This window comes from Plantactinospora veratri (assembly GCF_036421995.1).
GTDB lineage: Bacteria > Actinomycetota > Actinomycetes > Mycobacteriales > Micromonosporaceae > Plantactinospora > Plantactinospora veratri.
The window spans coordinates 174,087-187,238 of the sequence record NZ_JAZGQL010000006.1 but is presented as its reverse complement, the minus strand read 5'-3'; the positions used below and the strand labels follow the sequence as shown (position 1 = coordinate 187,238).

Genomic DNA, 13,152 nt, shown 5'->3' with positions numbered 1-13,152 from the left:
GTGCGTCTCGGCGGAGTCGAGGCTGCGTGTGCGTCTCGGCGGAGTCGAGGATGAGCGGTTCACCCACGCCGGCCCGCTCCATCGGCAGGCCCGTGTCAGCGCGCCGCAGGCCCATGCCAGCGGACGGCACGCCCATGCCAGGGGACGGCAGGCCCTGCCCGATGCCCGGCAGTCGTACCCGGCACGCGAGCCGGAGCGCCCCCTTCGCCCGACCGCGGCTCGATCAGACGGCCGGGCCGGTGAACCGGCACCGGTGCGGGACCCGGACGGAGGCCGGCGACCTGCCCGCGCTGGCGACCGACCGGCCACACCGGCAGCGCCCTGGCGGGCCTGCTGGATGCGTCGGAGGCCGGGCCTTGTTTTCGGGTACCCCCTGGACCAGATCTTCGCCAGACGGGCCGCTCAGGGCGGCTGACCGGGCATCAACGACGACGACCCGCAGCCCAGAGGGCCACGGGTCGTCGGAAACGCTGTTGGTGCCGGTCAGTGCTCCGCGGTACGTCGGGTACCGGAGTAGTACTCGAAGAGCAGGCCGCAGGCGCCGAAGATCACCGCGATCAGACCGGCGCCGATCAGCCACCACTGCCAGAACACCAGGCCGAGCCCGGTCACGGTGGCGGCGGCGGCCAGCCCGACCGGCCAGTAGCTGCCGGGGCTGAAGAAGCCGACCTCACCGGCGCCGTCGGAGATCTCGGCGTCCGCCCGGTCCTCCGGACGCGGGTCGATCCGCCGCGACACGAACCAGAAGAAGCCGCCGCACATCGCGGTGAGCAGGAACGACAGGGCCAGCGCGACCGTACCGATCCACTCCACCCGGCCCGACTCGCCAGCCGTCCACACCCCGTAGACGACGGCCGCGAGGGCCAGGAAGATCGAGACGATGCTGAAAAGCTTCCACTCGGTCTTCATTTGGGCGCTCCTCAGCTTCCCGCGCTCGCGTTACCGAAGTTGTTGACGTCCCGCCGGGTCTCGAACGGCCGGGTGGTCTGGGCCAGCGGCTCCTCGCCGATGGCGACCAGGGCGTCCTGCGTCGACTGGCCGGCCCGCTTCGCCTCGATGAACCGGTCGTACTCGTCCGGCGAGACGACCCGCAGCTCGAAGTTCATCATCGAGTGGTACGTGCCGCACAGCTCGGCGCAACGGCCGACGTACGCGCCCTCGGTGTCGAGGCTGCTGACCTCGAAGACGTTTCGGACGTTACCGGGGAAGACGTCCCGCTTGAAGAGCAGCTCCGGCACCCAGAACGAGTGGATGACGTCCCGGCTGGTCTCCTCGAACCGGATGCTGCGGCCGGTCGGCAGCACCAGGATCGGGATCACCTCGCTGGTGCCCAGCGTCGAGGCCACCGTGTTGGCCTCCTCGCCCGGCTCGTCCCGGTAGTTGAACTGCCAGTTCCACTTGAAGGCGACCACCTCGACGGTCACGTCGGGGTTGCTGGTGACCTTGTTCACTCCGGTCTGCACGATCGCCGTGTAGTAGAAGAGCACGGCGACGACCAGGATCGGCGCGATGGTGTAGAGGAACTCCATCGGCATGTTGAACCGGGTCTGCACCGGCAGCGCCTCGCCCCGCTTGCGGTAGCGGATGATGCACCAGAAGATCAGGCCCCACACGAAGACGCCGACCGCCAGGGCGGCGATGGAGGAACCGATCCAGAGGTCGTACATGCGGTGGGACTCGGGGCTGATGCCGCCCTGCGGCCACCCGAACCCGTCGAACGTCCGGCCGACGTCACAACCGGTCAGCAGGGCGAGCAGCACGGCGCCACCGGCTCCGAGCGCGGCCAACCGGCCCACCGACGGGCGCGGGCCGCGCCCTCGGGCGTCCCGGGGACTGCTCTGCCGTACGGCCGACGGCCGTACCTCCGAACCCCTTGCGACCACCTGGTCCTGCCTCCCTAGCGCGCCGCGGCGTCGGAGTTGTCGACACCGGCGGCAAAGGCGTCACCGACGGTCGCAGATTACTCGACCTGCGTCGGCTGGACGGCCTTGGGGTCCGCGTCCCCACTCTGCCGGGGGATCTTGCCCGATCCAGCTCCGCGTTACGGTTTGCTGGTGAGCGAGCCTCCGGTCTACTTCGACGCGGCCGCCGCGGCACCGTTACACCCGGTAGCCCGGCAGGCGATGCTCGCCGCCCTGGAGGACGGCTGGGCCGATCCGGCCCGGCTCTACGCGCCGGCCCGCCGGGCCCGCCAGCTCCTCGACGCGGCGCGGGCGGCCACCGCCGAGGTCCTCGGGGTACGCCCCGACGAGCTTTCCTTCACCCCCAGCGGCACGGCCGCGGCGCACGCCGCCGTGCTGGGCGGGCTGGGCGGTCGCCGCCGGGCGGGCGGCACCCTGGTGCACTCGGCGATCGAGCACTCCGCGGTGCTGCACGCGGCGGAACGGCACGTGGCGGCCGGCGGCCACGCCGTCCCGGTACCGGTGGACCGGTCCGGACGGCTCGACCTCGACGCCTGGTCGTCGGCGGTGGCCGGCCCCGGGGTGGCGCTCGGCACGTTGATCAGCGCGAGCCACGAGGTGGGTACCCTCCAGCCGGTCGCCGAAGCCGCCCGGGCCTGCGCGGCCGTCGGGGTGCCGCTGCACGTCGACGCCGCCCAGTCGGTGGGCCGGCTGCCGGTGCCGGAGGGCTGGTCGATGCTGTCGGCCAGCGCGCACAAGTGGGGCGGGCCGCCCGGCGTCGGGCTGCTGGTGGTCCGCAAGGGCACCCGCTGGGAGTCGCCGTACCCGGCGGACGAGCGGGAGGCCGGTCGTACCCCCGGGGTCGGGAACCTGCCCGCGATCGTGGCGGCGGCGGCCGCGCTGCGCGCGGTGCACGCGGAGGCCGCGGCCGAGGCCGCCCGGCTCGGCCCGCTGGTCGACCGGATCCGCGCCACCGTGGCGGCGACGGTGCCGGACGTGGAGGTGGTCGGCGACCCGGTGCACCGGCTGCCGCACCTGGTCACCTTCTCCTGTCTCTACGTCGACGGCGAGGCGCTGCTGCACGCCCTTGACCGGCGCGGCTTCGCGGTCTCGTCCGGCTCGTCCTGCACCTCCTCCACGCTGCGCCCGTCGCACGTGCTGGAGGCGATGGGGGTGCTCTCGCACGGCAACGTCCGGATCTCGCTGCACCGGGAGAGCACCGAGGCGGAGGTGCGGCGGTTCCTCGCCGAGCTGCCGGGGATCGTGGCCGGGCTGCGCGCCGAGGCCGGGGTGGTCGGACTCTGAGACCAGCCCCGGCGGGCGGGTTGGCTCGCCCCCGCCCGACGTCGGACAATCGCCGGAGGCCCGACGACGATCGGAAGGGACGTACGCGAGTGCCGGGAGGTCAGCGGTGAACGCTCCGGACGAGGTCGTCGACTGTCTCGGCCAGCGCTGCCCGCTGCCGGTCATCGCGGCGGCCCGGCGGCTGCCCCAGCTGCCGGTCGGCGGCGTGCTCCGGGTGCTCGCCGACGACCCGGCCGCGGCGATCGACATTCCGGCCTGGTGCCGGATGCGAGGACAGGAGCTGGTCGAGACCTCGACCGTCGACGGCTCCCCCGCGTACGACATCCGCCGCGCGCACTGAACGCCGGCCGCGCGCCCCGCCTCAGCCCAGGTGCTGCCGGACCTCCTCGGCGGCCTGGTCGCCGTACGACTCGGCGAGGCGCTTGACGAAGAGGTCGCCCCGGACCTCGTACTCCTGGGTGCCGACGGTCTCCAGCACCAGCGTGGCGAGGAGCGAGCCGATCTGGGCGGACCGCTCCAGACCCAGTCCCCAGGAGAGGCCGGCGAAGAATCCGGCCCGGAAGCCGTCGCCCACCCCGGTCGGGTCGGCGACGTGCAGCTCGCGGGCGATCGGCACGTGGATCCGCTCGACGTCCCGGCCGACGATCTCGACACCGTCCTTGCCCAGCGTGGTGACCCGGATCTTGACCCGCTCCAGCAACTGGTCGTCGGTCAGCCCGGCCTTGCTCTGGAGCAGCGACTTCTCGTAGTCGTTGGTCAGCAGGTAGTCGGCGCCGTCGATCAGGCCGAGTACGGCGGAGCCGTCCATCCGGGCGAGCTGCTGCGACGGGTCGGCGGCGAAGGCGTACCCCCGCTGGCGGCACTCCTCGGAGTGCCGCAGCATCGCGTCCGGGTCGTTGGCGCTGACCAGCACCAGGTCGAGCCCGCCGACCCGGTCGGCGACCGGGGCCAGCTCGATGTTGCGGGCCTCGCTCATCGCCCCGGCGTAGAAGGAGGCGATCTGGCACATCTCGGTGTCGGTGGTGCAGACGAACCGGGCCGTGTGGGCCACCTCGCTGATGTGCACCGAGGCGCAGTCGACGCCGTGCCGCTCCAGCCAGGACCGGTAGTCGTCGAAGTCGGCGCCGACCGCGCCGAGCAGCACCGGCCGCAGGCCGAGCTGCGCCATCCCGAAGGCGATGTTGGCGGCGACCCCGCCCCGGCGGAGCACCAGCTCGTCGACGAGGAACGAGAGTGAGACCTTGTGCAGCTGGTCGGCGATGAACTGATCGGCGAACCGGCCCGGGAAGTGCATCAGGTGGTCGGTGGCGATCGAGCCGGTGACGGCGATCTTCATGTCGGCCCTCGGAGTCGGAGACGGGATTACGGCCGGGTCAGCCTACCGGTCCGTCGACGGCCACGTCCCCGATCGATCGGGTACCGGCCAACCGGACGTCACCTGCGACTCACCGCCCGGCAACGTCGCCGGGTGCCGAGGCGCGGTTGCGGTTGCGATTCCTGCGGATCGCCGGCAGCCGCACGGGTACGGCGAAGATGCGCCTGGAACGCCGAACGGGCCGCTCCCGGCGCGGTGGCGTGACGGACTCTCCGGGTAACGTCACGCCGCCCGCGCGGGGCGACCCGCTCAGGTAACCAGTATGGAGCAGTAGATCGGGGATGTACCGGCTAAACCGGGACAAAGCACCGATCAGTGGAACGAATCACCGCACGCGCAGGAGTTCTGCGCGTTCGGGTTGTCGATGGTGAAGCCCTGGGCGTCGATCCGGTCGGCGAAGTCGATGGTGGCGCCGGTCAGGTACGGCGCGCTCATCCGGTCGACGACGACCTCGACCCCGCCGAAGTCACTGACCACGTCACCGTCGAGCGAACGCTCGTCGAAGAAGAGCTGGTAACGCAGGCCGGAGCAGCCACCCGGCTGCACCGCGACCCGCAGCCGCAGGTCGTCGCGGCCCTCCTGCTCGATCAGGGCCTTCACCTTCTCCGCCGCGACGTCGGTCAGGACGACGGTGCTCGGAGCGGTTGCCGCGTTCGACTCGGCTTGCGCTGGCGTTGTCACGATGAAAGTCTCCCCTGCGCCGGTGCGATGTTTATCCGTACTGGCCAACGCTAGCCGGCTGGCCGGTGATTCCCAATGCGCGTACAAAATCGATTCTAGGCCGGGGCGACGCAGGTCACCCAGGCTCGGCCGGAACCGGCCCCTCGGGCGAGATCGTTCCGACCCGCCGATCGGGGCACCTCGGTGCCGCGCCGCGACCGGATGTGACGAACACCCCAGAGCCGGCGCAGGGGTCGCGGCCAGGTCTTGCGCACCCCCGGCACCCCCACCGGGCCGCGGTGGGCCCGATCACCGGCTCCACTGCCCGGCCAGCCGGGCCGCCAGCGCCCGCAGGCCCTCGGCCGGCCGGCTCATCGCCCGCTCGACGCCGCCGTGCGGCTCCCCGCCGAAGTGGTCGACCAGGCTGTGCGTCTCGGTCACCCCGGCCGCCGCCGACTCGCGCCGCCCCGCGCTGACCCGGCCGGCCAGCACCACGCAGGGCACCCCCCGGTCCCGGGCCGCCCCGGCCACCCCGGCCACCACCTTGCCGCGCAGCGACTGGTGGTCGAAGGAACCCTCCCCGGTGATCACCAGGTCGGCCTCGTCGTAGGCGGCGTCCAGCCCGGTCAACCGGGTGACCAGCTCGATACCCGACTCGCACCGGCCGCCCAGGGCGAGCAGTGCCGCACCGAGCCCGCCCGCCGCGCCGGTCCCCGGCAGCCCGGCCAGCCCGGGCGGGCAGCCGGGCAGGTCGCGCTCCAGCACCTCGGCGAACCGCCCCAGCGCGTCGTCGAGCAGGAGTACGTCCTCGCGGGTCGCACCCTTCTGCGGCCCGAAGACGTTCGACGCGCCGGTCAACCCGGTCAGCGGGTTGTCGACGTCGGTCGCCGCGACCAGCTCCATGGCACGCAACTGGGGCCGTCCGGTCAGCCCGGCGACGGCGAGCAGCGCGGCTCCGCCGTACGGCAGGGCCATCCCGGAGGCGTCCACCGGTACGGCGTTCAGCGCGGCCAGCAGCCCCGCACCCGCGTCGTTCACGGCCGAGCCGCCCAGCCCGACCACGGCACGCCGGGCTCCCGCCTCGGCGGCGGTGGCGAGCAGCGCGCCGAGGCCGTACGAGGTGGTCCGTTTCGGGTCGCGCTCCTCCGGGGCGAGCAGGTGCAGGCCGCATGCCTGGGCGCTCTCCACGTACGCGGTGCCGCCGTCGGCGGTGAGCAGGATCTCCCCGGCGGCCGGCCGGCCCAGCGGGTCGACGGTCGGCACCGGCACCCGACGTCCCCGCAGGGCCGCGGCGAGCACCTCGACGAAACCCGGCCCGCCGTCGGAGAGCGGCCGCACCACCAGATCGTCGCCGGGGGCCACCTCACGCCAGCCGTCCCGGACCGCCTCGGCCACCTCGGCCGCGGAGAGGGTGCCGGCGAACTTGTCCGGACAGATCAGGATCCGCATGGATCACGAGTGTGGCAGCCCACATCGGGGCGGCCGGAAAGCGGCCCCGGCTGTGGAAGCATGGGGAACGTGACTTCGACGTGGGTAGAGCCGTCCAGCACCGCAACCGCCCTGCTGCTGCTCGGCCGGGGCGCCGACCCGGCCAGCGAGCGTGGGGTCGACTGTCCCGGCGAGCTGCCGCCGCCGAGCGACCCGAATCTGGTCGCCCGGGCCAGGGCGGCGAAGGCGGCCCTCGGCGAGCGGGTGTTCGTGCTCGGCCACCACTACCAGCGCGACGAGGTCATCCAGTTCGCCGACGTGACCGGCGACTCGTTCAAGCTCGCCCGCGAGGCGGCGGCCCGGCCGGACGCGGAGTACATCGTCTTCTGCGGCGTGCACTTCATGGCCGAGAGCGCCGACATCCTCACCACCGACGCCCAGCGGGTGGTCCTGCCCGACCTGGCCGCCGGCTGCTCTATGGCGGACATGGCGGCGCTGCCGCAGGTCGAGGCCGCCTGGGAGGCGCTGGAGGAACTCGGTGTGGCCGGTTCGACCGTGCCGGTCACCTACATGAACTCCTCCGCCGACATCAAGGGCTTCGTCGGGCGCAACGGCGGGGTGGTCTGCACCTCGTCGAACGCCGAGCGGGCGCTGCGCTGGGCGTTCGAGCGCGGCCAGCGGGTGCTCTTCCTCCCCGACCAGCACCTCGGCCGCAACACGGCGGTGCTCAAGATGGGGCTGGACGCCGACGACTGCGTGCTCTACGACCCGCACAAGCCGGGTGGCGGGCTGACCGCGAAGCAGCTCCGGGAAGCCAAGATGATCCTCTGGCGGGGGCACTGCTCGGTGCACGGCCGGTTCACGAAGAGCAGCGTCGACGAGGTCCGGATGCGGGTGCCCGGGGTGAACGTGCTGGTCCACCCCGAGTGCCGGTACGACGTGGTGACCGCGGCCGACCACGTCGGTTCGACCGAATACATCATCAACACGATCGAGGCGGCGCCGGCCGGCTCGGCCTGGGCGGTCGGTACCGAACTGAACCTGGTCCGCCGGCTGGCCAACGCCCACCCGGACAAGCAGGTCATGTTCCTGGACCGGACCGTCTGCTACTGCTCCACGATGAACCGGATCGACCTGCCGCACCTGGTCTGGTCGCTGGAGGAGTTGGTCGCCGGCCGGGTGCCGAACCAGATCACCGTGGACCGGGACACCGCGCACCACGCCCGGGTGGCGCTGGACCAGATGCTGGCCCTGCCGTAGCGGACGCATACAACTACTCTAAGTAACCGGCGAGGTACGGATTCCTGCCGCTGTCCCCGTTTCGTGCCATCCGTTGCGCTGTGACCGCTCTTTTTTCGTAACCGAGCGCTATGCTGCCCGGGGCCGTGACAAGAGTCCGGGCCGGAGGGCGCGGCCGCGCCGTGCCGGCCGGGCCACGGGGCGACGGCTGTGTGGACCGGATGGTTCACCCTCGCGGAGAGCATCGACGTAGAGCAGCATCAACCCGCTGGAGGTTCCGTTGACCGACGACGTCCTGGTCGTACACGGAGGTACGCCCCTTTCCGGGCAGATCCGAGTGCGCGGCGCGAAGAATCTCGTCTCCAAGGCGATGGTCGCGGCCCTGCTCGGCGACGAGCCGAGCCGGCTCTTCGACGTGCCGCGGATCCGCGACGTCGAGGTGGTCCGGGGCCTGCTCGAACTGCACGGCGTGAAGGTCACCGACGGCGTCGACGACGGCGAACTGGTCTTCGACCCGGCCAACGTCGAGAGCGCCAGCACGGACGAGATCAACGTGCACGCCGGATCGAGCCGGATCCCGATCCTGTTCTGCGGTCCGCTGCTGCACCGGCTCGGCCACGCGTTCATCCCCGACCTGGGCGGCTGCCACATCGGCCCTCGGCCGATCGACTTCCACATCCAGGCGCTGCGGCAGTTCGGCGCGGTGGTGGACAAGACGCCCGAGGGGATGCACCTGACCGCACCGAGCGGCCTGCACGGCACCAAGTTCGAGCTGCCGTACCCGAGCGTCGGCGCCACCGAGCAGGTGCTGCTGACCGCGGTACTCGCCGAGGGCGTCACCGAGCTGCGCAACGCGGCCGTCGAGCCGGAGATCATCGACCTGATCTGCGTACTCCAGAAGATGGGCGCGATCATCAAGGTGCACACCGACCGGGTGATCGAGGTGCAGGGCGTGGCCCGGCTGGGTGGCTACACCCACCGGCCGATCCCGGACCGGATCGAGGCGGCGAGCTGGGCCGCCGCCGCGCTGGCCACCGGCGGCCGGGTCGAGGTGCTCGGCGCCGAGCAGGCCGACATGATGACCTTCCTCAACGTGTTCCGCTCGGTCGGCGGGGCGTACGAGGTCACCGACACCCGGCCGCCCCGGCAGGGCAGCCCGGGCCAGGAGGGCGGGATCCGGTTCTGGCACCCCGGCGGCGAGCTGCGCGCGGTGGCACTGGAGACCGACGTGCACCCGGGGTTCATGACCGACTGGCAGCAGCCGCTGGTGGTGGCGCTGACCCAGGCCCGGGGCCTGTCGATCGTGCACGAGACGGTGTACGAGCAGCGGCTGGGCTACACCGAGGCGCTGAACAAGATGGGCGCGACGATCCAGGTCTACCGGGACTGCCTCGGCGGTACGCCCTGCCGGTTCGGCCGCCGCAACTTCAAGCACTCGGCGGTGATCGCCGGGCCGTCGAAGCTGCACGCCGCCGACCTGGTCATCCCCGACCTGCGGGCCGGCTTCAGCCACCTGATCGCCGCGCTGGCGGCGGAGGGCACCTCGCGGGTCTACGGCGTGGATCTGATCAACCGGGGTTACGAGGACTTCGAGGCGAAGCTCGCCGACCTCGGCGCGCACGTCGAGCGCCCCTGAACTTGCGCACCTCCACCCGGTGGCCGGCGCGCCGGCTGCCGGGTGGAGGCCGGCCGGAACCGGCGGTGAGACGCCGCTCACCCCGGTTGGGGGGCGGCAACAGAGGCCGGGGTGAGAGGCCGCCCACCCGGCTCCGGCGGTGGCAGAGGGCCGTCGGCGTACCGCGAGGTGCGGGGCGCTCCGGCGGTTGGCTACCCTTGCCGCGTGCCGTCGCTGTTTCGCCGCAAGCCCACCGACCTCGTCGAGGCCACCGCTGAGGTGACCCCCGAGGAGGAGTCCGCGTCCGCCCGCCCCCGGGGTTACACCCCGAGCAAGAAGGAGCTGGGCAGGGAGACTCCGAAGCGCCCGAGCAGCGGTCGGCGGGTCGCCGGCGACGCCAAGCCGCTCACCAAGCAGGAGGCCCGGGAGCGGCGCCGGCAGTTGCGGGCGGAGTCGGCGGCCGAGTTCCGCCGGGAGGGCGGTCCCCGGGACCGGGCTCCGGAGCGCGGGCTCGCCCGGGACGTGGTGGATTCCCGGCGTACCGTCGGGACCTGGTTCTTCGGCGGCGCCCTGGTGGTGCTGATCGGTTCGGCGAACACGATGCCGCCGGTGGTGCGGTTCGCCTCCAACCTGCTCTGGGGGCTGCTGGCGATCGCCCTGGTGATCGACTCGGTGCTGATCTCCCGGAAGATCAAAAAGCTGGTCCGGCAGCGGTTCCCCAAGACCGACCAGCGGATGGGCTCGCTCTACCTCTACGCGATCATGCGTTCCATCACGTTCCGCCGAATGCGCGCTCCGGTCCCCCGGGTCAACCTCGGCGACAAGATCTGAGTCACCCGCGCCGAGCGGCGCACCGCAGCCACCGCGCCGAGCGGCGCACGGTGTGGGCGAACGGGTGGCGCGCGGCCGTTCAGGGGACGCCGAGCAGGCGGAGCAGGGCCGCCGTACCGGCCGCCGCGACCACCACCGCGACGAACGGGGCACGGCGCCAGGCCAGCACGGCGCCGACGAGTACCCCGGTCGGGCGGGCGAAGCCGGCGAACGCGCCGGCCTCGGTCAGCGCCGCCGTCACCGCCAGCGCCGCGAGCAGGGCCGCCGCCGCCATCGGCAGCAGCCGGTTCACCCCGTCGGGCAGGGCCAGCCGGTCCCGCAGCACCACTCCGGAGAGCCGGAAGGCGTACGTGCCCAGGGCCAGCGCCAAGATCACCGCGATCAGCATCTCCACTCCCCAGCTCGACGGTCCGGTCGGGGCGACCCGCACCCGCCGGTACGGCTACGGCTACGGCTCAGCACGGCCGCGTCCGAGGTCGCCGGGGCAGCAGCAGTACGGCGAGTCCGGTCAGCGCCAGCAGCACCGGCAGGCCGGCCGGCAGCACGGGAGTGACCAGCAGGGCGATCGCCGCGCCGACCAGGGCCACCCGGCGGGTCTGCGGGTCACGCAGCGCGGGCAGCAGCAGGGCGAGCAGCCCGGCCGGGAACGCGGCGTCCAGCCCGAGCCGGAGCGGGTCGCCGACCCGACTGGCCAGCAGCACCCCGAGCAGCGTGCCGACGTTCCAGGCCAGGAAGAGCAGGATTCCGGCCAGCCAGAAGGCGCGTCGCCGGCCCGCCGGGTCGGGTTGGGCCAGCGTGAACGCGGTGACCTCGTCGGTCATCAGGTGGCTGCCGACCAGCCGGTGCCGCCAGCGCCGCCCGAGCACGTCAGCGAGGGCCAGCCCGAACGGCAGGTGCCGGGCGTTGAGCAGCAGCCCGGCGAAGACCGCCGCGACGGGGCTGCCGGCCGCGACCAAGCCGACCGCGACGAACTGGGCACCACCGGCGTACAGCAGCGTGGACATCGCGACGATCGCCGGGATCGGGAGACCGGCGGCGAGCGCGACGGCACCGAAGGAGGCGCCCACCGCCAGCATCGCGATCCCGATGGCCCCGACGTCGCGCAGCAGGGCCCGGGTTGACACCGTCCCGGAGGTCGCTGTTCGGTCTGCCGTACGCATAGTTCAGAATAATGAACACCCGACGCCTGTTCGTCAACCCGAACGGATGGACCGATGGATCGAACGCAGTCCCGCTCCGGCGGCTCCCCGGTGCCCGCGATCGCCGCCGCACTGCGCCGGGAACGGGAACGTAGCGGCATCTCGCTGGCCGAACTGGCCCGCCGGGCCGGGATCGCCAAGTCGACCCTGTCGCAAATCGAAGCCGGAAACGGAAACCCGAGCGTGGAGACGGTCTGGGCACTCGGGGTCGCCCTCGGCGTACCGTTCAGCCGGCTGGTCGAGCAGCCCCAGCCGGCGGTACGGGTGATCCGGGCCGGCCAGGCTCCCGGATTCCGGTCGCAGCAGGCCGAGTTCACCGGCACCCTGCTCGCGGCCGGCGCACCGCAGGTACGCCGGGACATCTACCTGATCGAACTCGAACCCGGCCAGCCGCGCGACGCCGACCCGCACATCCCCGGCAGCGTGGAACACCTGGTGCTGGCCGCCGGCCGGCTGCGTACCGGACCGGCGAGCGACCCGGTCGAACTCGGCCCGGGCGACTACGTCAGCTTCCCGGGCGACGTCCCGCACCGGTACGAGGCGCTTGCCCCCGGCACCTTCGCCGTACTGGTGATGGAGCACCCGTAGCGCACGCCGGGCCGGCCCGTCAGCGCCCGGCGACGTCGGCCGGAGCCGGCGCCCGGTAGAGCCGGGCGACGACCTCCTCGATGTCCGGCTCCACGATGGCGATGTCCCGCAGCGCGGCGACCCGGGCCAGCCCGGCCACCACCTCCGAGGCGGTCGCCGACTCGCAGGCGAAGACCAGCCGCCGCCCGTCCGCCCCGGCACGCAGCAGCGGCGCACCCGGCAGCACCGGCGGCTCGGCCAGTGGCTCGTCGAGGTCGGCGACCACCTGCCGGCGCGAGCCGTACCGCGCGTGCAGCGCCTCGATCGACCCGTCGTGCACCACCCGGCCGTGGTCGATCACCACCAGCCGCCGGCAGAGCCGCTCGATGTCGGCCAGGTCGTGCGTGGTCAGCACCAACGTGGTGTCGCCGGCCGCGCCGAGTTCGGCCAGGAAGGCCCGGACCGCCTGCCGGCTCACCACGTCGAGCCCGATCGTCGGCTCGTCCAGGAAGAGCACCTCCGGCCCGTGCAGCAGCGCGGCCGTCAACTCGCCCCGCATCCGCTGCCCCAGCGAGAGCTGCCGCACCGGCACGTCCAGGAACCCGTCCAGGTCGAGTTCGACCCGGCAGCGGCGCAGCCGGGCGGCGTGCTCGGCCGCCGGCACCCGGTAGACGTGCCGGAGCAGGTCGAAGGAGTCCCGCAGCGGCAGGTCCCACCAGAGCTGCGAACGCTGCCCGAAGACCACCCCGATGCGCAGCGCCAGCCGGGTGCGCTGGGCCACCGGCAGCAGCCCGCAGACGCGTACCTGCCCGGACGAGGGGCTCAGCACCCCGGTCAGCATCTTGAGCGTGGTCGACTTGCCGGCACCGTTCGGCCCGATGTAGCCGACCATCTCGCCGCGCCGGACCGTCAGGTCGATCCCGTCGACCGCGCCGACCACCCGCTTCGTCCGGCGGAACCGGCCGGCCCGGACGCGTACCACGAACTCCTTGCGCAGGTCGCGGGTCTCGATCACCGGCACGTCCGGCGGGG

Annotated in this window: 14 protein-coding genes; 6 read left to right on the top strand and 8 right to left on the bottom strand. The window is 72.9% G+C overall.

Annotation, left to right across the window (positions count from 1 at the left end):
* Nucleotides 1-483: 483 nt before the first annotated feature.
* Nucleotides 484-909 (bottom strand): cytochrome c oxidase subunit 4, encoded by a 426-nt coding sequence (locus V1634_RS10250; RefSeq protein WP_331207521.1) that lies wholly within the window; start codon nt 907-909, stop codon nt 484-486.
* Nucleotides 910-920: 11 nt separating this feature from the next.
* Entirely contained in the window at nt 921-1,883 is a 963-nt protein-coding gene (ctaC, locus tag V1634_RS10245) for an aa3-type cytochrome oxidase subunit II (protein ID WP_331207520.1), read from the bottom strand.
* 171 nt (nt 1,884-2,054) lie between these two features.
* Between ctaC and V1634_RS10240 the strand changes: the two genes are divergently transcribed.
* Together V1634_RS10240 and V1634_RS10235 are read left to right on the top strand one after the other, a co-directional pair.
* Nucleotides 2,055-3,206, top strand: coding sequence for a cysteine desulfurase family protein (locus V1634_RS10240; RefSeq protein ID WP_331207519.1), 1,152 nt, complete (start codon nt 2,055-2,057; stop codon nt 3,204-3,206).
* 106 nt (nt 3,207-3,312) lie between these two features.
* Complete coding sequence (locus V1634_RS10235) at nt 3,313-3,546, top strand: sulfurtransferase TusA family protein (RefSeq protein WP_331207518.1); 234 nt, start codon at nt 3,313-3,315, stop codon at nt 3,544-3,546.
* A 21-nt stretch (nt 3,547-3,567) separates the two neighbouring features.
* Here V1634_RS10235 and V1634_RS10230 read toward each other — a convergent pair whose 3' ends face one another.
* The 3 genes from V1634_RS10230 to V1634_RS10220 form a co-directional block, all read right to left on the bottom strand.
* On the bottom strand, nt 3,568-4,542 hold the full coding sequence (locus tag V1634_RS10230) for a carbohydrate kinase family protein (RefSeq protein ID WP_331207517.1): 975 nt from the start codon (nt 4,540-4,542) through the stop codon (nt 3,568-3,570).
* A 351-nt stretch (nt 4,543-4,893) separates the two neighbouring features.
* On the bottom strand, nt 4,894-5,262 hold the full coding sequence (gene erpA, locus V1634_RS10225) for an iron-sulfur cluster insertion protein ErpA (RefSeq protein ID WP_331207516.1): 369 nt from the start codon (nt 5,260-5,262) through the stop codon (nt 4,894-4,896).
* A gap of 288 nt (nt 5,263-5,550) precedes the next feature.
* Nucleotides 5,551-6,690, bottom strand: a complete 1,140-nt coding sequence (locus tag V1634_RS10220; protein ID WP_331207515.1) for a glycerate kinase family protein — start codon at nt 6,688-6,690, stop codon at nt 5,551-5,553.
* 69 nt (nt 6,691-6,759) lie between these two features.
* On the opposite strand from V1634_RS10220, the gene nadA reads away from it, so the two are divergent.
* From nadA to V1634_RS10205, 3 genes are all read left to right on the top strand, one after another.
* Nucleotides 6,760-7,929, top strand: a complete 1,170-nt coding sequence (nadA, locus tag V1634_RS10215) for a quinolinate synthase NadA (RefSeq protein ID WP_331207514.1) — start codon at nt 6,760-6,762, stop codon at nt 7,927-7,929.
* Between the two features lie 259 nt (nt 7,930-8,188).
* Complete coding sequence (murA, locus tag V1634_RS10210; RefSeq protein ID WP_331207513.1) at nt 8,189-9,544, top strand: UDP-N-acetylglucosamine 1-carboxyvinyltransferase; 1,356 nt, start codon at nt 8,189-8,191, stop codon at nt 9,542-9,544.
* Nucleotides 9,545-9,748: 204 nt separating this feature from the next.
* A complete protein-coding gene (locus V1634_RS10205) occupies nt 9,749-10,354 on the top strand; it encodes a DUF3043 domain-containing protein (protein WP_331207512.1) in 606 nt (201 codons plus the stop codon).
* 79 nt (nt 10,355-10,433) lie between these two features.
* On the opposite strand, the gene V1634_RS10200 is transcribed toward V1634_RS10205, so the two are convergent.
* Together V1634_RS10200 and V1634_RS10195 are read right to left on the bottom strand one after the other, a co-directional pair.
* Nucleotides 10,434-10,742, bottom strand: coding sequence for an AzlD domain-containing protein (locus tag V1634_RS10200; RefSeq protein WP_331207511.1), 309 nt, complete (start codon nt 10,740-10,742; stop codon nt 10,434-10,436).
* A gap of 67 nt (nt 10,743-10,809) precedes the next feature.
* Nucleotides 10,810-11,478: an AzlC family ABC transporter permease gene (locus V1634_RS10195; RefSeq protein WP_331207510.1), complete on the bottom strand. Its 669-nt coding sequence runs from the start codon at nt 11,476-11,478 to the stop codon at nt 10,810-10,812.
* 90 nt (nt 11,479-11,568) lie between these two features.
* Between V1634_RS10195 and V1634_RS10190 the strand changes: the two genes are divergently transcribed.
* A complete protein-coding gene (locus tag V1634_RS10190; RefSeq protein WP_331207509.1) occupies nt 11,569-12,141 on the top strand; it encodes a helix-turn-helix domain-containing protein in 573 nt (190 codons plus the stop codon).
* A 19-nt stretch (nt 12,142-12,160) separates the two neighbouring features.
* Here the strand turns inward: V1634_RS10190 and V1634_RS10185 are convergent, their stop codons facing one another.
* Complete coding sequence (locus tag V1634_RS10185) at nt 12,161-13,141, bottom strand: ABC transporter ATP-binding protein (RefSeq protein ID WP_331207616.1); 981 nt, start codon at nt 13,139-13,141, stop codon at nt 12,161-12,163.
* Between the last annotated feature and the right edge of the window lie 11 nt (nt 13,142-13,152).

Bases quoted from the DNA above. Each gene is read 5' to 3' on its own strand.
- V1634_RS10250 (WP_331207521.1), bottom strand. From the start codon at position 909: ATGAAGACCGAGTGGAAGCTTTTCAGCATCGTCTCGATCTTCCTGGCC.
- V1634_RS10230 (WP_331207517.1), bottom strand. From the start codon at position 4,542: ATGAAGATCGCCGTCACCGGCTCGATCGCCACCGACCACCTGATGCAC.
- V1634_RS10220 (WP_331207515.1), bottom strand. From the start codon at position 6,690: ATGCGGATCCTGATCTGTCCGGACAAGTTCGCCGGCACCCTCTCCGCG.
- V1634_RS10200 (WP_331207511.1), bottom strand. From the start codon at position 10,742: ATGCTGATCGCGGTGATCTTGGCGCTGGCCCTGGGCACGTACGCCTTC.
- V1634_RS10190 (WP_331207509.1), top strand. From the start codon at position 11,569: ATGGATCGAACGCAGTCCCGCTCCGGCGGCTCCCCGGTGCCCGCGATC.